The 24598-nt window shown below is 60.9% G+C and carries 16 protein-coding genes; 2 read left to right on the top strand and 14 right to left on the bottom strand.

All coding sequences use genetic code 11. The features are described 5' to 3' along the window. Nucleotides 1-6: 6 nt before the first annotated feature. From ACK6BI_RS24345 to ACK6BI_RS24320, 6 genes are read right to left on the bottom strand one after another with little or no spacing between them, the layout of a single operon-like run. The gene (locus ACK6BI_RS24345; protein WP_409319076.1) at nucleotides 7-2877 is read right to left on the bottom strand and encodes an aminotransferase class III-fold pyridoxal phosphate-dependent enzyme; all 2871 of its coding nucleotides are present in this window, start codon (nucleotides 2875-2877) and stop codon (nucleotides 7-9) included. A 54-nt stretch (nucleotides 2878-2931) separates the two neighbouring features. Continuing rightward, entirely contained in the window at nucleotides 2932-4140 is a 1209-nt protein-coding gene (locus ACK6BI_RS24340) for a beta-ketoacyl synthase N-terminal-like domain-containing protein (protein ID WP_409319075.1), read from the bottom strand. Continuing rightward, nucleotides 4137-5432 carry a beta-ketoacyl-[acyl-carrier-protein] synthase family protein gene (locus tag ACK6BI_RS24335; RefSeq protein ID WP_409319074.1) on the bottom strand — a complete coding sequence of 432 codons (1296 nt, stop codon included), beginning with the start codon at nucleotides 5430-5432 and terminating at the stop codon, nucleotides 4137-4139. The genes ACK6BI_RS24340 and ACK6BI_RS24335 overlap by 4 nt, the downstream gene beginning before the upstream one ends. Next, nucleotides 5429-6487 carry a beta-ketoacyl synthase gene (locus ACK6BI_RS24330; RefSeq protein WP_409319073.1) on the bottom strand — a complete coding sequence of 353 codons (1059 nt, stop codon included), beginning with the start codon at nucleotides 6485-6487 and terminating at the stop codon, nucleotides 5429-5431. Before ACK6BI_RS24330 ends, ACK6BI_RS24335 begins: the two co-directional genes overlap by 4 nt. 1 nt (nucleotide 6488) lies before the next feature. Beyond that, the gene (locus ACK6BI_RS24325) at nucleotides 6489-7763 is read right to left on the bottom strand and encodes a beta-ketoacyl-[acyl-carrier-protein] synthase family protein (RefSeq protein WP_409319072.1); all 1275 of its coding nucleotides are present in this window, start codon (nucleotides 7761-7763) and stop codon (nucleotides 6489-6491) included. 8 nt (nucleotides 7764-7771) lie between these two features. Next, nucleotides 7772-8341, bottom strand: coding sequence for an acyl carrier protein (locus ACK6BI_RS24320; RefSeq protein ID WP_409319071.1), 570 nt, complete (start codon nucleotides 8339-8341; stop codon nucleotides 7772-7774). A 525-nt stretch (nucleotides 8342-8866) separates the two neighbouring features. Between ACK6BI_RS24320 and ACK6BI_RS24315 the strand changes: the two genes are divergently transcribed. Continuing rightward, nucleotides 8867-9211, top strand: a complete 345-nt coding sequence (locus tag ACK6BI_RS24315; protein ID WP_409319070.1) for a cupin domain-containing protein — start codon at nucleotides 8867-8869, stop codon at nucleotides 9209-9211. Nucleotides 9212-9287: 76 nt separating this feature from the next. Here ACK6BI_RS24315 and mmsB read toward each other — a convergent pair whose 3' ends face one another. Beyond that, nucleotides 9288-10175 carry a 3-hydroxyisobutyrate dehydrogenase gene (gene mmsB, locus ACK6BI_RS24310; RefSeq protein WP_409319069.1) on the bottom strand — a complete coding sequence of 296 codons (888 nt, stop codon included), beginning with the start codon at nucleotides 10173-10175 and terminating at the stop codon, nucleotides 9288-9290. A gap of 9 nt (nucleotides 10176-10184) precedes the next feature. Further along, a complete protein-coding gene (locus tag ACK6BI_RS24305) occupies nucleotides 10185-11711 on the bottom strand; it encodes a CoA-acylating methylmalonate-semialdehyde dehydrogenase (RefSeq protein ID WP_065261042.1) in 1527 nt (508 codons plus the stop codon). Nucleotides 11712-11859: 148 nt separating this feature from the next. On the opposite strand from ACK6BI_RS24305, the gene ACK6BI_RS24300 reads away from it, so the two are divergent. Then, nucleotides 11860-12807: a LysR family transcriptional regulator gene (locus tag ACK6BI_RS24300; protein WP_409319068.1), complete on the top strand. Its 948-nt coding sequence runs from the start codon at nucleotides 11860-11862 to the stop codon at nucleotides 12805-12807. Here the strand turns inward: ACK6BI_RS24300 and ACK6BI_RS24295 are convergent. The 6 genes from ACK6BI_RS24295 to recC all read right to left on the bottom strand — a co-directional run bounded on the left by ACK6BI_RS24295 (nucleotide 12804) and on the right by recC (nucleotide 24506). Continuing rightward, a complete protein-coding gene (locus ACK6BI_RS24295; protein ID WP_409319102.1) occupies nucleotides 12804-13250 on the bottom strand; it encodes an OmpA family protein in 447 nt (148 codons plus the stop codon). The two genes, ACK6BI_RS24300 and ACK6BI_RS24295, sit on opposite strands and share 4 nt — an antisense overlap. Nucleotides 13251-13302: 52 nt before the next feature. After that, nucleotides 13303-14571, bottom strand: a complete 1269-nt coding sequence (locus ACK6BI_RS24290; protein WP_409319067.1) for a diguanylate cyclase domain-containing protein — start codon at nucleotides 14569-14571, stop codon at nucleotides 13303-13305. After that, the gene (locus ACK6BI_RS24285) at nucleotides 14568-15143 is read right to left on the bottom strand and encodes a YfiR family protein (protein WP_409319066.1); all 576 of its coding nucleotides are present in this window, start codon (nucleotides 15141-15143) and stop codon (nucleotides 14568-14570) included. The genes ACK6BI_RS24290 and ACK6BI_RS24285 overlap by 4 nt, the downstream gene beginning before the upstream one ends. A gap of 119 nt (nucleotides 15144-15262) precedes the next feature. Further along, on the bottom strand, nucleotides 15263-17371 hold the full coding sequence (gene recD / locus ACK6BI_RS24280) for an exodeoxyribonuclease V subunit alpha (RefSeq protein WP_409319065.1): 2109 nt from the start codon (nucleotides 17369-17371) through the stop codon (nucleotides 15263-15265). Next, on the bottom strand, nucleotides 17368-21057 hold the full coding sequence (recB, locus tag ACK6BI_RS24275) for an exodeoxyribonuclease V subunit beta (protein WP_409319064.1): 3690 nt from the start codon (nucleotides 21055-21057) through the stop codon (nucleotides 17368-17370). Before recB ends, recD begins: the two co-directional genes overlap by 4 nt. After that, complete coding sequence (gene recC / locus ACK6BI_RS24270; RefSeq protein ID WP_409319063.1) at nucleotides 21054-24506, bottom strand: exodeoxyribonuclease V subunit gamma; 3453 nt, start codon at nucleotides 24504-24506, stop codon at nucleotides 21054-21056. Before recC ends, recB begins: the two co-directional genes overlap by 4 nt. Nucleotides 24507-24598 lie beyond the last annotated feature (92 nt).

The raw sequence follows: 24598 nt of genomic DNA, 5'->3' as shown, positions 1-24598 counted from the left end.
CGTTCCTTACAGCGAGTTATCGGTTTTGAACTGCGCGAGGCTGAACCCGTGGGTCGCGGCCAGTGCACGGATCTGCTGCACTTGCTCACGGCTGATGTCGCCGTAGGAGTAGTGCTGTTTCATGGCCGACAGCCCCATCAGTACCGACTCCGCCATGCAGGCATACAACTGACCTTGCTTGAGGTAGGCGCGAACGTTGGGGGCCAGGCCATCGCCCAGCGGCGTCTGGACAATCCCGCCGTGCATGTACAGCACGTCGGAGCGCTGACCGGCGAGGTTCTGGTCCACGTTCAGCGGTACGGCGATGTCACAGATCACGCTGTTCTCGGCAAAGTGTCCGGCACCGAGAAACGCCTGCGGTGCATTCGCCGCACACAGCACGATGCGCGCCTGCTTCAAGGCCTCCAGGTCGTTGCTGACGGTGATGAATGCGTTGCTTCCCAGTTGTTCATCGACCAGTTGTGCCACGCGCTGACCGAGATCGGCACTGTTGCCATGGGCTTGCAACAGGGCATCGATACCCCCCAGCTGCTGCAGGCGACCGGCGAGACGATCGTGCTCGGCAACCCCCTTGAGAATGGCCCGGGCGGCTTCGGCGTAAATCTGGTGAGCGGTTTTCTCCAGGCGTCGCAGCGAGCCGTCACGACCACTGCCGATCAGGATCAGGTGCTCGACACTGGTCGACAGCAGCGAGGCGTAGGTCGAAGCGATGTTGCCGGCCGCACCGACCACTGCAGCGGTCTGCCGGCTCAGTTCCAGACCCTGCTGTCTGCAGCCCTGCTCGATTGCCTCCAGCCCCATGCCGATGGTCAGCGCGTTGCCCGAAGTCAGCGCCATGTCAGGAATTTTCAGCGCCTGGCAGTTGTTGGTGACGATCGAGGTGTACATGCCCAGGCCAGCCACGCTGTAGCCATCGGCGCGGGCATCCTTGATGCGATTGCCGACTTCCTCGCGGATGGTTTCCAGATCACCGCTGGCGATGTACGCCGCCATCGCATCGGAATCCATGCACAGCGGATAGAGGGTGAACTCCACCGCCGTGCCCAGTTTCGAGCGGATCTGCACCGGGCCGATGGGCGCCGCGCGGCGCTCGGGGGCCATGCGTTTGATGAACTCGCGCTTCTGCTCCGGGCTCAGGGTCGACAGCGATGGGTCGACGTCACTGAGCATGTCCGCATCGATCAGGTGATTGATGAACGCCACGCGTGCTACCACGCGCACGTTCTCGTCAGACTTTGGGAGGCTGTCGGTCTCCGTGAAGCTGACCGCGCGTGCCGGCACATGGTCGATGCTGTCGGCACACACACCGGCGGCCAGCGGGAATGCATCGCGGCGACGCAGCATGTCGCAGACTTTTTGCAGCGAAGCGATCAGGCCATCGATCTCCTGGAAGGTGATGCACACCGGGGGTTCGAGGCGAATCACATTGGCATTGCTGCCCGACGGCGCCACACGCAACGATTCGAACTGCAACAGGTAGCCGGCAATGATGTAGCCCAGCGCTTCGTTGTACTGCGCCGACGCCTGGACCAGCGAACTGGCACCGGTCAGGTCATGCAATTGGAAGCCCAGCAGCAGGCCGCGCCCCCGCACATCGGCGATCACGTCCGGATAGGCCGCCTTGAGCTCCAGCAGCGAAGCCTTGAGGTATTCGCCCTTCTTGTTCACATCCTTGAGCATGGCGCTGTCGTTCTCGAACAACCGGCGCAGGGCCGACAGCGCGATGTGGCACGACGCATCGTCTTCAGCGAAGGTCGAGCTGTGGATGTAGCTGAAATCGTTTTCGTAATGACTGGCACGAATCACGGTGGCGGCGATTTTCATCAAGCCACCGCCCAGCGCCTTGGACAGGCAGTAGTAGTCGCCCTGCAGGTTGAAATGGGTGGCCCCGAGCAAGGTGCCGGTGCGGCCGAAACCCGATTGCACTTCGTCGATGACCAGCGGGCATTGCTGCTCGTTGCACAGGCGACGCAGGCCCAGGTAGAACTCTTTGGCAAACTCGTTGATCCCGCCCTCGCCCTGGATCGGTTCCAGCAGTACGGCAGTGATTGCGCTGAACGCTTCACGGCGCACGCGCAGGGTTTCGCCGCTCCACTCCAGGCTCAGCCAGTGATGCTGATGGCGGGCCGGCAGGTCTTGCAACTGCTGCGGTTGATCCGGGTCGATGAATTCGACGTTGAGCCCGAAACGGGCAAATGGCTTGCGATATTGCTTGCCGTAAGTCAGTTGAACGGTGTTCACCAGTTTGCCGTGGAAGCTGCCCCGCACCGCGAGGAAGACCGGCTCGACATGCAGTTGCGCGAGGTTGTGCTGACGCACCGCCTCGGCCACCTGACGCACGGTCACGCTGGTCAGGTGCGGCGGCAACAGGCCGGCAGGCAGTTCGAGATCATCGACCTCCAGCTCGACATAGGCCTTGTCGCTGGTCATCAGGTTCGCCAGTTCGAAATCATGCTCGTCGAACTGCTTCTGCAGGTTTTTCTGCCGACGGTATTCGGCATGCTTGACGGCGATTTCCACCGACTCGGCGCCACTGTTGGAGAACGTGGAAATGTAGCGCTCGGTGTTGTTCAGCTCACGGTTGAACGCTTCGCTGAGTTCACGCCCCAACTGCCCCGCCGCGCTGCGCACCGACATTTGCGCGTTGAACGGCACATCGGCACGCAGCAGGCCGCACAGCTGATCGACGAATTGCGGATCGTTGTGGCCGTACAACGCGGCACCGTAGCCACCGAGAAAATCGGTAACGGTCACTTCGTCACCCTGCTTGTCGCGGTAGAACAGTTTGCTGCCCTGCGCCCGATGGAACTGGCACTCCAGGCCCAGGGCCTGCATCAGTTCAACGAATTTTGGCCGAACGTAATCGCGGTAATCCATGACAGTCATATCCCTTGAGTAAAAATTCAGAAGCGATGTATTGCCTTCAAGCGGTCAGTCGTCCGCCTGCAAGTCGAGTTGGTAACAGGCGCTGAAGCCGTTGTCGTCGCGGTTGATCACCAGGCAATCGTGCAGAACGGCATCCCGTGGTTCGCCCGACACAAACGGCAGATGCGTATCCACCGGCTGTGTCAGCCCGGCAATCGGCGCGATGCTTTGGGCCTGCAGCATCTGGCGGGCGAGAATCAGGTCGACCAGGCTCGGCGCACCGCTGAGGATGCCGGTCAACGCCGTGCTGCTGGTGATGTGTGCGGCGCCGGTACGGGCCAGCGTGCGGGCCAGATCGGCGTCCTTGTGCGCCGTGCCGGTGGCGCTGCTGATCAGCAGATCGACCTGTTTGTCCGGCAGGCTCAGAGCGTCCAGACGCGGGTGCGCGAACAGCGCCGACAGGCAGGTCTGCGGTCCCGACGGCAGATCCGCGGCCCGCCGCAGCACCAGCGCAGCGGCGCCTTCGCCGGCAATGCCACCCGCCCCCTGGCGGTCGAAGGCGAGCATCTGCCGGGAACCGTCGGTACCGATCACACCGGCCTCGGCGAGCGCGGCCAGCGCCAGCGGGTCGAGCTCACTGCCGGCCCCGACCACGATGGCCACGTCGATGCGCCCACTCTGCAAGGCACTGTGCGCCTGACGCAATGCCGCCAGATTGCCGGCCACGCCTTGCATGTAGGCGTTGCACTCACACTCCAGTTTCAACGCCAGGCTGACCACGCCGAGCAAGCCGTTGCTCAGACTCTTGAGCACCAGAAACGGATCGAGCGCGCGCTCCTGCAACACCTGTCGGGCGAGGCGGTTCATGTCGGCTGCGTTGTCGGTCCGGGACTCTTGAAGCAGTTCTCCATAGGAAGCCACCGACGGATGGGTATACCCGCCCTGACAGCAATAGAGGCCATAACGCAAACCGTCCCGGCCGGGTTCGACGCCGGCCTCGGCCAGCGCCTGGCGTGCCGCGCTCACGCCCCAGATCACTGCCGGCGGGCAGTAACGCTGCAGGTTTTGCGCAACGTCCTGGCGACTGCGCTGGTGCGTGGCGTCATCGATCTGTCCGAATGCGGCGATGCGTTCACTGTGGAACAGCGGCGTTTGCAGAGGCGCAATCGCACTGCGACCTTCCCGGGCTGCCGACCAGAATCCCTCGACACCCCAGCCCGTGGGCAACACACAACCGCTGCCAGCGATGGCAATGCGTGCAGTGGCGCTAGTCATTGTCCGTGCTCCCGATATTTGCCAAGTGCCAGCGAGGTGTTCAGCCCGCCGAAGCCAAAGGAGTTGCTGAGGGCGTAATCCACACGACGGCTGACGGCCTGACCGGCGCAATAATCCAGATCGCAGCGCTCATCGGCCTCGTGCAGGTTCACGGTGGGCGTGACCAGATCGTTCAGACAGGCGAGTGCAGTGACAATGCACTCCGGCGCCCCGGCCGCCGCGATCAGATGACCGAATTGCGATTTGTTGGCACTGACGGCCAGCGTCTGATAATGCTTGTGCCGAGCGAACACCTGCTTGATGGCCAGGGTTTCGGCGACATCATTGAGTGGTGTCGAGGTGCCGTGAGCATTGATCAGGTCAATCTGTTGCGGCTGCAACCCGGCATCGTCCAGCGCCGCTTGCATGGCCAAGGCAGCACCCCGGCCCTCTGGCTGCGGTGCGGTGACCTTGTAGGCATCCAGGCTGCTGCCGTAACCGAGCACTTCGGCATACGGGGTCGCCCCTCGCGCCAAGGCATGCTCAAGACTTTCCAATACAACGAATCCGCCGCCTTCGCCGGCGATCAGACCGCTGCGGTCACGATCGAACGGTCGGCACAGATCAGCGCCCCAGCGTTGCTCGCCCGAGGCTGCCCCCAGCAGGTACAACGCAGCCATGGTGTCGAGGTTGAGCACCGAGTCGGCGCCACCGGCCACGGCAACGTCCACTTCGCCGCGACGAATCATCCGGAACGCGTTGCCGATCGCCTGGGACGCGCCGGCACAGGCACTGCTGATATTGATCACCGGACCTTCACAGCCGAGGTCGTCGGCAATCACTCGCGCCAGCCGGTCGTTCGCCTGGCGCAGGGAGCCTTCGGCGCTGACTTCCGCAGCACGCGCCATCAGGTGTTGCCAGTCCGGTGCAGCGCCGTCCGGCGCCTGAGTCAGGAGCATGTCGGCGAGCATGTGCTGCGGCGCCCCGGAAGCACACAGCACGGCAGCCTCGCGCAACTGCCCGGGATTCAGTCCGCTGTCGGCGACGGCCTGGCTGGCTGCCACCCAGCCAAAGCGGCTGCGCTTTTCCAGGGGCAGCGTCCAGGCCGGGTGGTTCTGCAAATGCCCGGGCAATAACGTCATGTCCACGGGCGCCGCGTAGCGAACCGGAAATTCATTGTCCTGCAGGTCTTGCGGCTGCCACGGGCGCACGCAGTGTTCGGCGCCGAGCATTTTTTCCCAAAGGGTCTGCCATTCGAAACCGAATCCGGTTACCGCGCCCATTCCGGTGATCACAATCCGTGTCGCACTCATGCGTACTTCTCCAGGGTTTCACTGGCCAACAGCAATGCGCCCCAGTGACCGGCGCGACCATGGCTGACGAGCAAGGTGTAACCAGGCACGGCGCCTGCGTCGCGACTGTGGTGCAAAGTCATGGCGACCTCGGTCAGCAATCCGCTGGCGCCCAGTTCGCCGGTCATTGCACTGACACTGCGCAGACATTGAGGCTTCGATTCAAACAGGCTCATCAGTTGCCGGTCGGCAGGATTGACCACCAGATTGGCAACGTCACCCATACAGAGTTTTTCCTCGCCCAGGGCGCGCTCGATCACGCGTTTGCCAACCACCAGCGTACGCTGCGGATCCGCGCTGTAGCCTCGGGCAAACCCGGCCACACGCAAGACCTGCGTGGCGTCCTTCAGCGGTTTCGAACTGAGCAACAGCGCCGCAGCGCCTTCACCGTAAACCGGCTCGTCCGCCAAAGCGGGCTCGCGCAGGTACAGAGCCGGCGTCAGGTTCGGACTGCTGCTGACCACCAGTGCCGCATCGGCGTGTCGTTCGGCAATTTGCTGACAGGCCTCGATCAACGCATCGAGCCCGGCATTGTCCTGGGAGCAGAAGCCGCCCATCGGGCCATGGCAATTCAGCGCCTCGGCTACGTAAGCCATCACGCTGCTGTTGAGCAATGTCAGCGCATGCAATGGCGGGGTGTTGGCCAACAGTTGCGACAGCTGTTTGTGCGGTTGTTCGAGAATGGCCTGCACGGCATCCCAGCAAGGACTTGGTGCGTCCACCTCCGGAATCGCGGCGGTCAGGGCAATGCGCGCTGCAGGCAGTTGCAGTGCCGCCAGCGCGGGCGCCAGCCGTGCAGCGCAATGCAGCAGACGCAGCCCCTGCGGTTCGACGCTGCGCTGGATCTTGCGATCGAACAGATCACTGGCCAGGCGCGGCACGGGCAACGCCAGAGCCTTGCGTTGCAGGTCGAAGGCCAGCGGTTGTGGCACCGGCGGTGTGCCGAGCAGATCGGCGCATTCGCTGCCGGCCGCATTGAGTACAGCAGCGGCATTGATGTAGAGGCGTCTGTTCATGTCACGCCCTCCCCAGAACCAGCGAGCTGTTGACGCCGCCGAAACCGAAGGAGTTGGACATCACCACGTTGATCGACTGACGCATTGGCTCACTGAGGAACTTCAGTGAAGGGTATTCGGCGCGCTCAGGTTCATAGTTCAAGGTCGGCAACAGCACACCGTCGCGCAAGGTCATCAACGACAGCACGGCTTCAATGGCACCGCTGCCCGCCAGAGAGTGACCCATGGCCGATTTGTTGGCGGTGAAGGTCATGAAGTCCTGACATTCGCCAAACAGCCGCTGCAGGGCCAGGGCCTCGCAACTGTCGTTGGCCTGGGTGGAAGTCCCATGGGTATTGACGTGTTGCACGGCACTGCGCAGCAGCCCGGCATCTTCGATTGCTGCGTCCATGCATTCCTCGTACTTGCTGCCATCCCGGCTGCTGGAGGTCATCTTCTGGGCTTCGCAGACATTGGCGTAGCCCAACACTCGTCCCAATGGCCTGGCCTTGCGGCGTCGGGCATGCTCGGCGGATTCGAGAATCACCAGGGCCGCGCCTTCGCTGAGCACAAAACCACTGCGATCGGGCATGAACGGGCGGCTCTGCTCGCCTGCCGGCAGGTCGGCCTGGCACAACGCGCCGAGGCTGTTGAACATGTAATACGGCAGCTCATTGGCCATCAGCTCCACGGCGCCGCAAATCGCCAGATCCACTTCACCGCGCTCGATCGCCCGGAAAGCGCTGCCGATGGCCATGGTGCCGGCGGCGCAGGCATCAGAGTGGGTCGAGATGCAGTCGCGGATACCGAGCCAGTCCGCCAGATGCTGGGTCTGCTGGTCGACCCGACGCACGAAAGCCGAGCCCGACGGTGCCGGATGGTCCAGCAGGCGATCCAGATCGACTCGCCCCGCGTCATCCATGCATCGACTGACCCGCTGCAGATCGTCGCTGTCGGCACAATATTTGTTGGCCCCCAGAAAGAGACCACTGCGGCTGTGGGCAAAGTCGGCCGGTGTCAGACTGGCGTGCTGCAACGCCTGACGCGCGACGTACTCGGCCAGCACGCTCTGACGCGGGTGCAACGCTGCATTGCCACCGAATCCGGCGGCGATCTTCTGCCACTGTGCTTCATCAATAAACCCGGCCGCGCTGTTGCGAAACCCCAATGCCTGGAACCGGGGATGTTCGCGGACACAGGATTGTTTCCGGCAGATGCGCTCGAACAACGTGGCGGCGTCCAGCGCCATGGGCGCCACCAGGCCGAACCCGCTCACATAGACTTCTCGTGCCCGCATGTGAGCTCCTACACCGTCTCTTTGACGTGAGTGGCGACAAACTGCTCGACCAGTTGACGGGAGACTTCGTCGCCATCGGCCGGCACCAGGCGTGCGCTGCATGCACCGCAGACCACTTGCTGACGCTCGTTGAGCACGGCTTGATGGGCGTTGCAGTCAGGGCAGCTCGATGGCAGGTAATTGAACAGATTGCGGCACTGCTGCGCCCAGTTGAGAACCGTGGTGGCCGCGAACACCTGCGCCGGTTGCATGCCGGCCTTGAGCTGGTCCGGTGCGTAGGCGCTCAGGCTTTGCTCCAGCAGGGCCTTGCCGTTTTCAGTGATCCGGCCATTGGCCAGAAACTCGCTGGCGTCCCCGCAGACAGCCACCGCGTGGTCCAGCACGCTGGTCTTGGGCAATGTGCAGCCATACTGGCGACCCAGCTGGAAGCTGAGGTCGACGATGTCCAGCGAGTCCGCTCCCAGATCTTCGACGATGCTGCTGTGTTGATCGATTTCGTCAGCGCTCATTACCAACAACTGCGCGAGAATGGCGCGAGTGCTGCCAATGACCTGTTCCAAGTCCAATGGATTGTTCATTTCTATCTCCCTATATGTCGTGTCTGACTCATATTTTCCGCATTCGAGAAGTAACTTTTCCCACAGCAACTTCTCACGCGGCGGAAATCTAAACTCTGCCCTTAAGGGGAGAGTCAACGAACTGTTCAAAGTTTTTTATTGATCTGAGACGAGCGTGCACAAGCCCGTAAATGCTGCACTCGATTGGTGCAGGCGTTTGGTCGGAGCGACATATTTACTTAACAATGCCTGCGTAGGGTGGAGCGCGCCCGCCGCACTCATGTTCAACTATGGAAAGCAACTTAGCGACGAAAACCCTGGTGTATCACCTGCCAAATTAAAGCAAGTAATTTTGTTATAAGTTCATAACCTTTGTTCCAGATCAGTACATTGCCTTAATTAAAGTTGCAGGGGTTATTGACTAACCGTTCAGTGCAATCCGTTGTTGCGTTTATGAGCAACTGAATGTCGAACCCAGACAATTGGCAAAGTACCCGGCGCTATAGGGTGCAGCTTCCGCTTCAAGGCCTGCTCTGGAACTCACCAATGACCGCACCTGTTACCGTTTTGCGCGACACCCACCCGCTGCCCGTACTCGACGCCTGCAAATGGGAAAAGCTCGAGGGCGACCCGCACACCGTCAACCTCAACGCCTACACCAGCGAAGATGGCAGCAAGATCATGGGCACCTGGATCTGCACCCCCGGCAAGTGGCGGGTGGATTACGTGAAATGGGAGTACTGCCATTTCCAGGAAGGCTACTGCATCATCACCCCGGACGGCATGGAGCCTATCCATCTGCGTGCCGGCGACATTTTCGTCGTTGAGCCGGGCATGAAGGGCACCTGGGAAGTGGTCGAGACCGTGCGCAAATATTTCGTGTTCGCCTGATGCAAAAAAGCCGGGAAACCACCCGACGTGATTTCCCGGCAATAAAGGCCTGTGCCGCGCGCAGGCCTGTCGACGATTACTGCGGCTTGCGATAGCTGTTGATGATCGCCGAGAAGTCCTTGCCACCTTCCCCGCGCTGGCTCATCGCCTGATACAACTGCTGCGCCACGGCGCCCAGCACTACCGGCTGATGGGCCTGACGCGCCGCTTCGGTTGCCAGCCCCAGATCCTTGAGCATCAGTTCGGCACCGAAACCACCGGTGTAGCCGCGCGAGGCCGGCGCCGTTTCGACGATGCCCGGCCAAGGGTTGTACATTTCAGAACTCCAGCAACGCCCGGTCGAGCTGTTGATGATCCCGGCAAGCACGCCGGTGTCGATCCCCAGCGCATCGCCCAAAGCCATGGCCTCACTGACGCCGACCATCGAGATCGCCAGCAACAGGTTGTTGCAGATCTTGGCGATCTGCCCGGTGCCGACTTCACCGCAGTGCACGATGTTGCGGCCCATCTGCGCCAGCACCGGTTGCAGGGTGGCAAACAGTTCCGGTGTAGCGCCGACCATGAAGGTCAGCGTCCCGGCCGTGGCGCCGCCGGTACCGCCGGACACGGGCGCATCGGCCATGGCCACGCCTTGTCTGGCCGCCGCCGCTGCCACGTCGCGAGCGGTCTGCGGATCGATGGTGCTGCAATCCACTGCCGGCACACCTTTGCCGATTCCGGCCAGCACACCGTCCTCACCGAGCCAGACGCTGCGCACATGCACCGCCGCCGGCAGCATGGTGATGACCAGCTCTGCATCCTTTGCCGCTTCGCGAGCCGAGGCGCGAATGGTGCCGCCCAGTTGCTCGAGTTCCGCCAGCACGGTTTTGTTCAGGTCTACCAGGTTCAGTGAATGCCCGGCCTTGATCAGGTTGCGCGCCATCGGCGCGCCCATGTTGCCCAGACCGATAAATGCGATTTTCATGGCCATTCCTCAGCGCAGGTTGATGGTGGTGTTCACGCCGTCGTTGACGCTGTCGTCATCGAACCAGCGCGCCGTGACCGTTTTGGTCTGGGTGTAGAACTGCACCACTTGCTTGCCGTAGGGACCGAGGTCGCCGAGTTTCGAACCGCGCGAACCGGTGAAGCTGAAGAACGGTACCGGCACCGGAATCGGGATGTTGATGCCGACCTGGCCGACGTCGATTTCGCTCTGAAATTTACGTGCTGCCGCACCGCTCTGGGTGAACAGGCCGGTGCCGTTGCCGAACGGGTTGGCGTTGACCAGCGCGATGGCTTGATCGAGGGTGTCGACTTCCAGCACCACCAGCACCGGGCCGAAGATTTCCTGGGTGTAGATCTGCATGTCGGTGGTCACCCCGGAGAACAGGGTCGGGCCGACGAAGTTGCCGTTCTCGTAGCCCGGTACGCGGATGTCGCGACCGTCCAGTTCAAGTTTGGCGCCTTCCTTGATGCCGCTTTCGATCAGGTCGAGAATCCGTGCCTTGGCCTTCTTCGAAATGACCGGGCCGACATCGGTGCCCGGCTCATTGCCGGCGTTGACCTTGAGCTTCTGCGCCAGCGCTTTCAGGTCCGGCAGCCACTGCCTGGCCGCGCCTACCAGCACCACCACCGAAGTAGCCATGCAACGCTGGCCCGCCGCGCCGAAACCGGCACCGACCAGGGCATTGAGCGCTTGCTCACGATTGGCGTCCGGCAGCACCACGGCGTGGTTTTTCGCGCCCATCATCGATTGCACGCGCTTGCCATGTTTACCGGCCAGGTCATAAACGTGGGTGCCGACGGCGGTCGAACCGACGAACGAAACCGCCTTGATGTCCTTGTGGGTGCACAAGCCATCGACCACGTCCTTGCCACCGTGTACGACGTTCAGAACACCGGCCGGAATGCCGGCTTCAATCGCCAGCTCCACCAGCAGCATGGTCGACAGCGGATCCTGTTCGGACGGTTTGAGCACGAAGGTGTTGCCGCAGGCGATGGCCATCGGGAACATCCACAGCGGAATCATCGCCGGGAAATTGAACGGCGTGATGCCGGCACAAACGCCGATCGGCTGGCGCAGGGTGTAGGTGTCAACGCCGCCAGCGACGTTCTCGGCAAATTCACCCATCTGCAGGCTGCCGATGGAGCACGCATGCTCGACCACTTCCAGGCCACGGAAAATATCGCCCTCGGCGTCGGCGATGGTTTTGCCCTGCTCGGCACTCAGCACCACGGCGATGCGTTTGGAGTGTTCGCGGATCAAGGCCTGCAATTTGAGCATGATGCGCATGCGCGCGCCGATCGGGGTCAGTTTCCAGGTCTGGAAGGCGCGCTGGGCGGCACTGACGGCAGCGTCGACTTCAGCGGCGGTGGCGAACGGGACCTTGGCCAGCACCTGCTGGGTCGCCGGGTTGACGATGTCATGCCACTCGGTGGTCTGCGACTCGACCCACTCGCCGTCGATCAGCAGCTTGACCTTCTGGACCGTGGTTTCGTTGGGCGTAAGCGATGCGTTCATGCTGGTCTCCGGAAATTGTTTTTATCTTGGGAGCCAAGGCGAAGGTTCGCCTTGAGATGAGGCGTGTGTCACGAATTGGTTGTCGGACTGTTTTTGGAGTATAGATGTGCAAACTTCTAATAAGAACGCACATATAAGCCCGTCCATCATGCAAAAAAACATCACGTCTCTGGGTTCGCTGAACTGGGACGACCTCAAGTTTTTCCTGGAGGTCGCCCGTACCCGCAAGGCCAGCACCGCGGCCAAACGCCTGGCGGTGGACTACACCACGGTGTCGCGCAGAATCAGTTCGCTGGAAGCCGCGCTGGGCACACTGCTGTTCGAGAAATCCCGCACCAGCGGCTTCGTGCTGACCGCCGAAGGCCAGCGACTGCTGAGTTATGCCGAGTCGATCGAAAGCACGCTGCACATGGCCTGCGAGCAGGTGTCCGGCTCCGGTGTCGCACTGTCCGGCCACGTGCGGATGGGCTGCACAGAAGGCTTCGGCAGTTTCTTCATCACGCCGCAGCTGAGCCATTTCGTCGATGCCTACCCGGCGATCTCGGTAGACATCCTGCCGCTGCCGCACTTCATCAGCCTGTCCAAGCGCGAAGCGGACATCGTCATTGCCCTTGAACGCCCGGAACACGGGCCGTATGTGTGCTGCAAACTCTGCGACTACCGCTTGCAGCTGTACGCCACCCAGGAATACCTGGACAAGCACCCACCGATCCGCCGCCCCACCGACCTGGGCAAGCATCAATTCATCAGTTACGTGGATGACCTGGCGTTCAGCTCGGAGCTGTTGTATCTGGCGAACGTGTTGCCCGGCGCCAACGCCCATTTGCGCAGCACCAGCGTGATCGCCCAATTCGTGGCGGCGCAGCAGGGACGTTCGCTGGCGATTCTGCCGTGCTTCCTCGCGGCCCAGGACCCGCGCCTGCTACCGGTACTGCCGGAGGAAATCGATATCACCCGGCAGTTCTGGATGTACTGCCGGGAGGACCTGCGCAAGCTCAAGCGGATCACCCTGTTGTGGGATTACATCCGTGAGGTGACCGAGCGCAATCAGGCGCTATTGATGGGACAGACCCGGGAGATGCAGTTCGCCGACTAGTCGGCGCTGACCACGATCGAGACCCGGCGGTTTTCGGTGCGACCGGCAGCCGTATCGTTGGACGCCACCGGTTCGCGGCTGCCGAGGCCCTGCAACTGGATGTTCTCCTCTTTCATGCCAACCGACGTCAGCACTTTGCTGACGCTTTTCGCCCGGCGCAGAGACAACTGCTGGTTGTAGCTTTCCTTGCCCGAGGCGTCGGTGTGACCATCTACGCGAACCCGCTCGATACCGACGCCGAGCAGAGCCTTGCCGATACGCTCGACGATATCGGTGCTTTGTTTGTTCAGACTTTCCACATCGCTGCCAAACAGCACTTTGCCCGACAGGCCGAACTCCCAGCCATCGTCGGTCAGTTCAAAGCCCTGCTGCTTGAGCACGGCAATCTGCGCCGGTGTCAGGCCTTTTTGCGCAGCGGTCTGGCAACCGGTGAGGGTCAGCATGACCGTCAGCAACAGAGTGGAAAACAGTCGAACGGAAAGTGAGAACACGGCATCAGCTCCTGGTTTGAACGGGATCGACCGGGTGCTCCGACCCGGCGGTGAATTGGGCGCCACGGGACAGGCGCTTGGCTTGATACATCGCGGCGTCGGCCGCATCGAGCAAGGTGCCGGGCGTAGCACCATGATCGGGATAAACGGCAATGCCGATACTGAGCGAGGTCACCACACTGGTATCGCCCGGTACGGTAATGGGCGTGTCCATGCTGGCGAGAATCTTGTCGGCGATGCGCTCGGCATCTTCGGTCTTGTGCAACGGCGTCAATAGCACGGCGAATTCGTCACCGCCCAGGCGCGCCACAAGATCCTCTTCACGCAACTGCGCGCGCACCCGGTTCGCCACGGCCACCAGCACCGCATCGCCGGCAGCGTGGCCAAAATTGTCATTGATCTCTTTGAACCGGTCGCTGTCGAGAAACAGCACCGCTGCGCGCTCGTTGAGTTTATTGGCGCTGCGCAATGCACGAATCAACCGGCCCTCGAAAAACGCCCGGTTGGGCAGTCCGGTGAGACTGTCGTGTGTGGCCTGGTGGGCAAGGGTTTCGTTCTCGTTTTGCAGGTGGGTCTGCCACGACTCCAGTTCATCGAGCAGCGCATTGAAGTCGTTGCCGAGGTTGTCGAGTTCGGCGATTTTCGCCGGAGGAACGCGCCGATCCAGCGCGCGCTCGCTGCGCGCGGCGTGGGCCACTTTGGCGAGGCTGTGCAATGGTCCGATAATGCCGAGCAACTGGCGACGCGCCAGAAAGAGCGCGACCCATGCGCTGATCGCGGTGCAGAGAATGATGCCCGCCAGACCGCTCAACAAAAATCGCATCAGGCTGCCGCCGTGGCCGGTGAGCAGAATACGTCCGATCTCACGATCCTGATGCAGGATCGGCAGGCTGATCGGTTTTTCCAGAATCGCTCGCGCCACCTGCATTTCCAGCGCGGAAAACAGACCGTTCTCCGGTCGCTGCCAACGGGCGAGTACCTGGCCCTGACTGTCCAGCACCTGCGCGTCAGCCACCTCTTCGGTCGAGGCAATCAGCGCCAGCGCTTCCGTCGCCGCTGCCTTGTCGTTGAATACCACCGCGGCTTCCACGGTGTAATTGATCGACCGCGCGATGAGGTGCAAGTTGTGATCGGCGTAGACCCGCAGCGCCAGCAAGCCGAGCAGGGTCAGGGACACACTGGCCATCGCTACGGCAACCAGTGCGACAATCAAATGCCCGCGACCGATGACCGAGCCCAGGGTCGGACGTCCGGTGGAAGGGTCTCGCTTCATGGGACCGCCGGCTTGCGGCGCGACAACTGCAGCACGCTTGGATGGATACGAACGCCGCTACGGGCGACGGAGTCGAGATTGACCTCGAAAGACACCTGCTCGTCGCCAACCCGCAAACAGAACAGACTGCCGACCGTACACTGATCGCCGCCCTCGCTGATGCTCAGGACCGGATGGCCGATCAGCGACGCGAACAACCGATTGCGCTCATCGGCGGTAAGCTTGCCGATGTACACCGCATCGCACTCATTGGCGACTGTCGGGTTGTCTGCCAGCAGACGACGCACAGCGACAGGACGCCCTGTCGCCTGGGTCGTGCCTTTCACCAGATCATCGGTGTATTCGGTGGGGCCGACGATACACAGACGCAACTGTGCAGGTTCGACCGGCCAGCGCGCATAACTGAGAATGCCCAGCACCACTTGAGTGACAGACTTCGCCCTCTGTTCAGCCATGCTCACCGGCAGTTCCGGCTGAGCAACCGCCACACCCGTGAGCAAGCAGAGCAGAACGGCAAGCAATACTCGTTTGCTGCCAACTACGCGCTCTGTCGCCCAGACAGCCAGCTTCATGCAGGGATTCTCTTGGATCGTTACGAAATGATGCCGCAACGATAGCACAGCGTTGAAACACCAGCGATACAAGCCCCTCTGACCGGATGGTCAGGTTGTGCTGAAAAACGCCGACATCTTCACCCTTGCCCCCTCGCCCCTTCCTCCAGTTCAAGCATCAAACCGCTCAAGCGCTTGACCTTGCGCTGCACGGCCTCCTCGAACACCCCGCTTCGCGGCTCGATCAAAGTAAACCATTGCCTGGCTCGGGTAATACCGGTGTAGATCAGCTCCTTGGTCAACACCGGATTCAACGCATCCGGAAGTATCAGTGCGGTATGGGCGAACTCCGAGCCCTGGGACTTGTGCACCGTCATCGCATACACGGTTTCTACATCATTGAGCCGGCTCGGCAGCACAAACCTGATGCCGCCGCGTCCGTCATTACGCGGGAATGCCACCCGCAGGACAGGTTCACCGACAACCCGTCCGTCTGGTTCAGGCAGTTTGAGCGCGATGCCGATATCGCCGTTCATCAGCCCCAGGCCATAGTCATTACGGGTCATCAGCACAGGGCGGCCTTCATACCACTGCTGGTCGCTGTCGATCAGACGCGCCTTGAGCAGCGCGTCGGTAATGCGCCGGTTCAACCCCTCGACGCCCCATGGCCCCTTGCGTACCGCGCAGAGCAGCTGGAACGTATCGAACGCCTGCAAAACCTCTCGCGCCCATTCGAGCCAACCGGGATGCTGGATAGGAACTCCGGCAGGCGGGCGCTGATTGCGTAAAACGCTCAAGTAATGCCGATAGCCGTGTGGACCCTCGCCATGTCCGTCCAGAACAAGGCGTTCCAGCGCGTGATCATGCTCTCCCTTGAGCGCCAGCGAATACACATCGTCATGGCTTCGCGCTGCCAGCAACTGGCGAGCCTCGTGCGGCAGTTGCTGATTCACCCGGCGTGCAAGCTGGCCGATGCCGCTGCCCTCGCCAAATCGCCGCGAGTGACGCAACATCACCACTTGCTGCGCCAGGGGATGCGTACCCTCCGAGTCTTCGTGCAGACCGGCACCCTGCAAGGACTCCCCGCTCACGGACTCCAGCCACTGACGTGTCTGCGGACTGTACCAGCCGGCCTCCGCATCGCGGCACAGATCCCCCAGCACCGCACCGGCTTCAACCGAGGCCAGCTGATCCTTGTCGCCCAACAACACCAGGCGGGCATGTGACGGTAACGCATCAAGCAGGTTGGCCATCATTTCCAGATCGATCATGGACGCCTCATCGACCACCAGCACATCCAGTGGCAGGCGATTGCCGGCATGGTGGCGGAAATGACGGGTGCCGGGACGACTGCCGAGCAGGCGATGCACAGTCGTCACATCGGAAGGAATCTTTTCCCGAACGGCCTCGGCAACCTTCAATGACTGTACCTGCTGACTGATGGACTCGGTCAGCCGTGCAGCGGCTTTCCCCGTAGGCGCAGCCAGACGAATGCGCAAAGGTTGGCCTGCCTCGACGGCAGGCGCCTGGAGCAAGGCCAGCAAACGCACGACTGTGGTCGTCTTGCCGGTACCCGGCCCGCCGGTGACAATGCTGAACGCACTTCGGGTCGCCAGCGCGCAGGCCAGTTTCTGCCAGTCGATCGCGTCGGTTTTCCTTGCCGCCCCGAACAACCCGTCCAGCCGCTGCGACAGATCATCCGGTGTCGGTTCGCGCTCCGCCAGGCGCTGACGCAGTGCCATGTCGATGCGGCGCTCATAGGCCCAGTAGCGCCGCAGGTACAGGCGTTTACCGCACAGCACCAGAGGGCATTGCCGCGCAGACTCACTTTCGTCGACGGCCAGCGCCACCAGTGGACTGCCAGCCAGAACCTTGCACCAATGCGCCCCATCAAGGCCCTCGAGCAACTGCGAGGGCAGCAGCAATACGCCGGATTGCACATCGCCCTCCGGTGGCAGGGACAGGGCGAAGTCCGGAGCCTTGAGGGTTTCGTACAGATCCAGGCAGACATGACCATGACCGAGTTGATGACTGGTCAACGCGGCGGCCAGCAATACCAGCGGATCGACATCAGGCGCCAGCTCATGAAGAAACGCCACGAATGCCTTGTCCAGAGCCCGCAACCATCCACGCTCGACCCAAAGGTTCAGTAGTAGCAGCAGGTCATGGGCCCGTGTCAGCGGTGTGAGTTGCCCGAGGCTTTCGGCATCCAGCGTAACCGGTGGAAAATCCACGAAGGTGCGGCTCATAGCAATTCTCCCTGCTCCCACACCGGCTCGGTTTTCGGCTCCGGTTTGCCCTGGAACATCCGGTCGAGGCGCTCGATCAGTTCCCGTGGAGGGCGCGCGAAATAGACACCACCGCTGTCCGCCCGGGTGCCGCGCAGGAACAGGTACAACGCCCCCCCGACATGCCGGTCATAGTCGTAATCGGCGAGACGCGCCTTGAGCTGGCGATGCAGTGCCAGCAGGTACAGCACGTATTGCAGGTCATAACGGTTTTCCAGAATCGACTGCTCCATGGCCTGTTCGGTGTAGGCAGCGTCATCGACGCCCAGCCAGTTGGATTTGTAGTCCGCCACGTAATAACGGCCATCGTGCTCGAAGGTCAGGTCGATAAACCCCTTGAACATTCCGTTGATCTGCACCGCTTCCGCGGCGACCCGGGCTGCGCCCCTGTGGGTGTACTTGCAGACCTGTTCGTCGAGCTTGACCACATCGACCTTGTGGCTGGCGAACCAGAACTCCATCTCGACCCGGTACTGCTTCAATTGCGCCAACGTGATTGGGGGACGACCCGCACCCGCCGGCATCGGTGACTGGAGCAGATGCCGCAGCCAATCGGTGAGGGTGGTGATCCAGCCTTCCCAGCCGCGTCGATTGCAACGCCGGGCGATCGCGTCTGCCAGCGCTTCGCTCGAAATCGCGAACCCTTCATCACCTGCCCACTCAAGCAGGCCATGGAGAAACGTTCCCGGATTCGGACCACGGGGAAAGCGATGAATATCGACGCCTCCGGGGATGTTCTCACGGGGGGCATCGGGTTCGAGGCGTTCGTCGTCGAACAGTTTCTGCGCTTGCGGGCTGTCCGGCGCCTCGTCGCTGCCCATGGTCAACACGTCACTGATGCGCAATGCACTATAGGAAGCGATCCACCAGTTTTCGCTGGCCTTGCGTTTGGGAATCAACGTTGCACTTGGGGTCGCTACGTTGCGAGGTGGCTGGTAGCGCTCATTTGTCGCCAGTGGCATTTCAAGAACGTTCAGCGCAGGGCAATGCTCTTTCAGATCATCGAGCCAACGGATCAGACCGCTGGACTCACCCAGGGAGGCGCCGCCTCCCAGCAGATAACCAAGCGCCGAAAGATGCAGGACCGAGCTGCTGTTGTTACCACGTTTGAGGTCCGCCACACCGAGCCAGCAGGCATGTTGCGCACGGGTCAGCGCGACGTAGAGCAAACGCAGGTCTTCCGCGAGACGTTCATTGTCGGCCAGGGCGATCAGCTCGGCATCAGGCTTGAGACTGATCCGGGCCTGACCGGATTCATCGTGGTAGTGCAGCGGCAGGCGACTGCCGTCCACGGGTTTGGCCGAACAAATGAAGGGCAGAAATACCAACGGGTACTCGAGTCCTTTGGACTTGTGGATGGTCACGACCTTAACCAGCTGTTCGTCGCTTTCAAGACGAAGGATCTGCTCTTCACCGGCCTGACCGGATAACGCCAGGTGCTCGGCCAGGTGCCGGATCAGTGCCTGTTCGCCATCCAGTTCGGAGGCCGCTTGTTGCAGCAGCTCCGACAAGTGCAGCAAATTGGTCAGCACCCGCTCACCGTCAGTGCGCGCAATCAATGTCTGCGGCAGCTGAAAGTCATGCAGAAAACGCCGCAACATCGGCAGCACGCCTTGCTTGCGCCACAGCTCACGATAGGCCCGGAACTGCATGACTCTGGCTTCCCAGACCATTTCGTCCTGATTCAATCGCTCCAGCTCGGCCAATGACAGATTCAACGTGGTAGAGGCCAGGGCAGCTTTCAGCGAGCGCTCGATATCCGGTTCGGCACAGGCCTTGAGCCAGGCCAGAAGATCATGAGCCTCCTGGGCGGCGAAAACCGAATCCTTGTCTGACAGATAAACGCTGCGAACTCCCCTGGCGGCAAGTTCGCCGCGTATCGCTTGAGCCTCTTTGCCATCGCGCACCAGGATCGCAATGTCTGCCGGTTGCAGTCCGCGAAACGCCTTGCCGTCCTGGGCGAAGCCAGTGCTGCCGCCTCGTCCGCCATTGAGCAAGGCCGTGATTTCACTGGCGCAAGCAGCTGACAACTGTTGGCGATAGACCGCACCGGAAACTGGCTGCTCGGTGGAGAAATGCCAGATGTTGAGTGCCGGGACGTCGTGCCCCGAAATCTGTAACTGCTCCTTTCGCCCCTGCGAATCCACAGGCTGAAACGGTACCGGGTTGTCACCGGTTTTCTCTCGGAAAAGAAACGCACCCCGTCCCTGTTCCCGGGACTCGGCGCGCTCGAACACCTGGTTCACTGCACGCACCATCCCGTGACTGGAACGGAAGTTCGTGCCCAGTGTATGCAGTCGACCGGCCGTGGCATGTCGGGCGCGCAGATAGGTGTAGATGTCTGCACCACGGAAGGCATAGATCGCCTGCTTGGGATCGCCGATCAAAAACAGCCCGATATCGGAATCGTTGTCCTCGATGCGGTAAATGCGCTCGAAGATCCGGTACTGCACCGGATCCGTATCCTGGAACTCGTCGATCAAGGCGACCGGAAACTGCTCCCGGATAAGAGTGGCGAGGCGCTCGCCTCCTTCGGATTGCAAGGCTGCGTCGAGACGCAGCAGCATGTCGTCAAAGCCCATTTCTGCACGTCGACGCTTCTCTTCTTCAAAGCGCTCACCAACCCATTTGGCGGCGTGCTGCAGCACAGCGGTATCAGGTGTTGGCAGTCCATCAAGGCTCGATTTGAGTGCCTGCATGGCGTCCAGCCCCGGATGGTTCGGTGGCTCGCCTTTCCAGGCTTCGGCCATGCCATCAGGCGTCAGTCGGGTAAATCCGGTTCCGATGTCCAGTTGCTCCTGGAACTCATCTTCAGCCCAGGCCTTGAGCTTCTCGAACCAGGGCTCGAAGTAGCGAACCTGCATCTTGCGCCCGTCGACGACTTTGTTCGCGACGCCCTGATGACAAAGGGCAAGCAGTTCATCTGCCCATTGATGCCAAGGCTTCTTCAATTCAATCAATGCCGCACGGCGCTCCTGCAGACACGCTTCGATCAGCTCAGCCGGAGTCCTGCACTCGCCCTCTGCACGTTCGGTGCCGAAGAGTCCTCGCAGGCGAGGCAACAGTGCTGCCGGTCCCCCCCAGTGGCTGCGAACCCAATTCAGAGCATCCCCACGCATCGGGTAGCAGAACAGACGCCAGTAATCGCGAAGCACCTCGCCCAGCAACTCGCTGTGATCGGTCTCCAGTGTCTGGGTAAACAGACTGCCGCTGTCGAAAGCATGTTCGCGCAGCATCCGCTGGCACCAGCTGTGGATCGTCGAAACGGCAGCTTCGTCCATCCATTGTGCGGCAATGTCCAGACGGTTGGCGCAGCCGGACCATTGCTGAGGATCGAACTGCGCGCGCAGCTCATCGATCAACGTATCAGGGGGTGGCGTCTCGTCACGGAAAAAACGTGCGGCCTCGGCCAGGCGTGTGCGAATACGTTCGCGCAATTCCTTGGTTGCCGCATCAGTGAAGGTCACTACAAGAATCTGCGGTGGCAGCAGCTCGCGACCGAAACCACTCGCTTCACCTCCGTGACCGAGGATCAGGCGCAGATACAACGCAGAAATGGTGAATGTCTTGCCTGTACCCGCACTGGCCTCGATCAGTTGACTGCCCTTCAACGGAAACGCCAGGGCGAGAGGTTGCTTTGCGCTCATGAACGAACTCCCGCACCGGCCAGGGATTGCCAGGGAGCTTCGAGCACCGGGCGGTATAAAGCGTTGCACCAATCGGAGAATGTCTCGTCGGCCAGCAGTGCATCGTAATCCGGGAACTGACGGGCCAATGCGGGGCTTTCGCGTCGCTCACCTTCGCTGGTCAGACCATCACCTTCATAAGCTTTACGAGCAGCCGATTCTGCCTTCAGCGAATCACTCTGCCCCAGCCACGCGAATGCGGTTTTTACCGCGATCGGGAGCGGTTGACGCATCCCGGACTGCCAGGCGAGCAGCAGATCTTCGAGTAATCTCCAGGCGCGATCCTGCTCCATCGGTTCAAGCAAAAGGGTGTCGTCACTGGCAACCAGCGCAGTCGTCAATGAAAGCCCGCTCGCACAAGCGACCAGATGACTGACCCATGGTTTGGTCAGACGGTGCCACTTGCGGCTTTTGATCGAACCGATACCGTTGGGAATCGTCGTCACCGACAACACTCCGCCATCGGCTCGTTGATGCAGACCTCCCAGCCATCCCTCCAGGCGTAAACCTTGCCATTGCAGACTGATCGGGGTCGCACTGGTCAGCGGCGTCGGCCAAAGCGTCAGTAGCTGCTGATAGCGTTGCAGCAAATCAGGCAGTGGTTCGATCAACTCTCGCTGCAGGCACTCACCGAATCCCGCCAAAGGCAGCAGTCCACTGTTTTGCAGACGTCTTGCTTGAGCCTCAAGCGCCTGATCGACGTTCTCAGGTTGCCTCAAGGCTGCTTCGAGCAGGCTTTCGCTCAGGGTGTATCGCTGCAACGCGTCCAGCACAAACGGTTCTTCATCCGCCTGAGGGGCCTTTGCCGCTTCGAAGTAGACCTTCAATCGCTGGGTAAAAAAGTGGCGAACCGGGTTACGCAGAAAATCCTGCAGCAACGCGAGGCTCAGTGGCTCTTCCTGGACATGAGGTTCAAGCCTGGACGCTACCTCAGTGGGCTCATGATGCTGGTGCAACACTTGCCATTCCCTGGCATAACTGAACAGTTCGTTGCCTTCATGAAAGTAGCGCGCACTGAATGGCTGAAGTGGATGTTCCAGGGTCAGGGCTTCCAGAATATGTGCTTTTTCATCAGTCGTTCGCCAGCCGCTGGCGAGATGATCACGCAACTGACCGATCAGCACCGAGGGTGGTCGCTCACTATTGTCCCGAATGCTGCGTCCGACCCAGCTGATGTAAAGCTGATGGCGAGCAGACAACAGCGCTTCGAGCAGCAGATAGCGATCATCCTCACGGCGGGAACGATCTCCCGGCCGGTAATCGCTCCCCATAAGGTCAAAGTCCAGGGGAGGTTGTGCTCGAGGATAGTCGCCATCGTTCATGCCCAGAAGACAAACCAGCTTGAACGGGATCGCCCGCATCGGCATCAGGGTGCAGAAGTTCACCGCACCGGCCAGGAATCGTTGCGACAAACGCCCCTGGTCCAGTCCTGCCAGCCAGGCCTCGCGAACAACAGTCAGCGGTAACTCTTCCTCCAGTCCGACAGACTCGCAGGTCTCCAGCCATGACTCGCGCAGTTCCTCGAGCTGAGTCAACAAGTAGTCATCGTGTTCATTGCTCGGTTTGAAAAACAATTGCATCAGTACCTGTAACCGGCTCCCCCACTCTTGAGGTCTCGCAGGTCTCAGTAATTGCTGGTGCGAGTACTCCAGGGCATCCAGAAGTGCGACCAGAGGACCGATCAACGCCGCATCGAGACCGCCAATTTCATCGTAGGGTTCAATATCCGCGCAGGCACCGAAATCACCAACCGCATATCCGAGCAGCATCCGCCTCAGGCCGAAACGCCAGCTGTTCTGCTCCAGTTCATTGGGCAACCCCAGTCCGGCACGCTGATCTGCGTCCATCCCCCAGCGCACACCGGCGCCTTCGATCCAGCGATGCAGTGTCGGCAAGTCTCGCTCTTGCACACCGAACCGCGCGCGTAATGCGGGAACATCGAGCAGATCGAGGACTTCACTGACGGGAAAACGACTGTCTGGCAGTTTGAGCAGATGCTCGACAGCGATCAGTAATGGATCGCGACCGCGTTGCCCCTGGTCTGCCAGCGTGAAAGGAATGAATCGTGGGTCATGGCGATCCAACTGCCCGAACACCGCACGGACATGCGGTGCATAACTGTCGATGTCAGGTACCATGACGATCACATCACGGGGTCGCAATTGCGGATTGGCACTGAAGCGAGCCAAAAGCTGATCGTGGAGAATCTCCACTTCGCGCTGTGCACTATGAGCAATGTGGAATCGGATCGACTGATCCTGCTTCAGGTCGACATCGGGCCATAGCTCACGCGTCTCGCTGAGCGGGCGCAGCTCCAGGATGTCGTCCTGCAATTGGTTGAGCATGTTTTGCGCGAGAGTTTCGCTGAACAGGTCGATGCGGCCGTTGCGAAATGCTGCACGATAGCTGCCTGGATCGTCATAACTGTCCAGCAGATTTATGTAGTCACGACCTTGCTTGCCCCAGGCGGCAAGCAGCGGATGGGCGTGTTGATGCAGAGATTCCGGATCCAGCACCACCGGCATGCCGTTCTTGCGAGCCTGACGCTTGTATTGATGACGCAACAGATCCTTGTCGGCAACGATATCGGCCCAATGATAGCGGCAAGGGTTGTGGACGCAGAGCAGGACCTGGCTGAAGCGGGCCAGTCCTGCCAACGCTTCCAATACCTGCGCGGGCAGTGAGGAAATCCCGAAAACGATGACCCGTGACGGCAAACCTGCCGGTGCATTTTCAAGATTGTTGATACATTCGATAAATCGCTGATGCACGCCTGCCCGACTTTGAGCCATGCCTTGCTCACCGACATCTTCAAGCAATGCACGCCATAGCTCTGCCTGCCAGCAACTGGTGCTGGGGAGTGGTTTCACTTCCCCTCTGACATTTCGTAGCTGATGACGCCCCTCGGCCCAATCCTCGAGCCAGTCGGCACGGTACACCTGATACTGATCGAACAGATCCGCCAGTCGCTCGGACAACTGATAGCGCTTGCGCAAGTCAGTGTCATGAGTCAGGAATCGTTGCAGTGGTTCGAAATGCGGCCGGTTGACGACCTGCGGCAGCAACCGCATCAGTCGCCAGGTCAAAGGGGCCTTGTCGAGCAGGGACTTGGCCGGAATCTCATCTCGTCCCAGAACCATGCGGTAAAGTTGCCACATGAAACTGCCCGGCAATTGCACATCGATGGCGGCAGCAATGCCGCAGCCACCAAGTTCATCCTCCTCAGGATCCTCGGCTAATGCGAGCTTGAGCCATTGGGCGATGCCATTGCTCTGCACGAGCGCAATTTCGTTCTCCAGAGGAGCCAGCGGATAACGCCGCATTATGCTGATCACAAGGCTGCGCAGTTCGTCCAGGCTGTTGCTCTGAACCACCATGAATGCAGCGTTGAGGGACTGAGTGTCCGGCATAAGGCTTCCTTGAAAAAATACAAAAGCTAGGTCTGAACCTTAGCATTGTCGGCTGGCGAGGGCAGCCGCAAGGCGTCCTAGAATGCCGTACG

Origin of the sequence: Pseudomonas sp. KCJK9016, assembly GCF_046231795.1 — a bacterium.
Lineage (GTDB): Bacteria > Pseudomonadota > Gammaproteobacteria > Pseudomonadales > Pseudomonadaceae > Aquipseudomonas > Aquipseudomonas bananamidigenes.
This window is presented reverse-complemented; position numbering and strand designations above follow the sequence as displayed.

What these genes read in the sequence shown, in the direction of transcription:
- ACK6BI_RS24330 (WP_409319073.1), bottom strand. Translation starts at nt 6,487, where the DNA reads ATGAACAGACGCCTCTACATCAATGCCGCTGCTGTACTCAATGCGGCC.
- ACK6BI_RS24345 (WP_409319076.1), bottom strand. Translation starts at nt 2,877, where the DNA reads ATGGATTACCGCGATTACGTTCGGCCAAAATTCGTTGAACTGATGCAG.
- ACK6BI_RS24290 (WP_409319067.1), bottom strand. Translation starts at nt 14,571, where the DNA reads ATGAAGCGAGACCCTTCCACCGGACGTCCGACCCTGGGCTCGGTCATC.
- ACK6BI_RS24320 (WP_409319071.1), bottom strand. Translation starts at nt 8,341, where the DNA reads ATGAACAATCCATTGGACTTGGAACAGGTCATTGGCAGCACTCGCGCC.
- ACK6BI_RS24300 (WP_409319068.1), top strand. Translation starts at nt 11,860, where the DNA reads ATGCAAAAAAACATCACGTCTCTGGGTTCGCTGAACTGGGACGACCTC.
- recB (WP_409319064.1), bottom strand. Translation starts at nt 21,057, where the DNA reads ATGAGCGCAAAGCAACCTCTCGCCCTGGCGTTTCCGTTGAAGGGCAGT.
- ACK6BI_RS24340 (WP_409319075.1), bottom strand. Translation starts at nt 4,140, where the DNA reads ATGACTAGCGCCACTGCACGCATTGCCATCGCTGGCAGCGGTTGTGTG.
- ACK6BI_RS24295 (WP_409319102.1), bottom strand. Translation starts at nt 13,250, where the DNA reads ATGCTGACCCTCACCGGTTGCCAGACCGCTGCGCAAAAAGGCCTGACA.
- recC (WP_409319063.1), bottom strand. Translation starts at nt 24,506, where the DNA reads ATGCCGGACACTCAGTCCCTCAACGCTGCATTCATGGTGGTTCAGAGC.
- recD (WP_409319065.1), bottom strand. Translation starts at nt 17,371, where the DNA reads ATGAGCCGCACCTTCGTGGATTTTCCACCGGTTACGCTGGATGCCGAA.
- ACK6BI_RS24285 (WP_409319066.1), bottom strand. Translation starts at nt 15,143, where the DNA reads ATGAAGCTGGCTGTCTGGGCGACAGAGCGCGTAGTTGGCAGCAAACGA.
- ACK6BI_RS24305 (WP_065261042.1), bottom strand. Translation starts at nt 11,711, where the DNA reads ATGAACGCATCGCTTACGCCCAACGAAACCACGGTCCAGAAGGTCAAG.
- ACK6BI_RS24335 (WP_409319074.1), bottom strand. Translation starts at nt 5,432, where the DNA reads ATGAGTGCGACACGGATTGTGATCACCGGAATGGGCGCGGTAACCGGA.
- mmsB (WP_409319069.1), bottom strand. Translation starts at nt 10,175, where the DNA reads ATGAAAATCGCATTTATCGGTCTGGGCAACATGGGCGCGCCGATGGCG.
- ACK6BI_RS24315 (WP_409319070.1), top strand. Translation starts at nt 8,867, where the DNA reads ATGACCGCACCTGTTACCGTTTTGCGCGACACCCACCCGCTGCCCGTA.
- ACK6BI_RS24325 (WP_409319072.1), bottom strand. Translation starts at nt 7,763, where the DNA reads ATGCGGGCACGAGAAGTCTATGTGAGCGGGTTCGGCCTGGTGGCGCCC.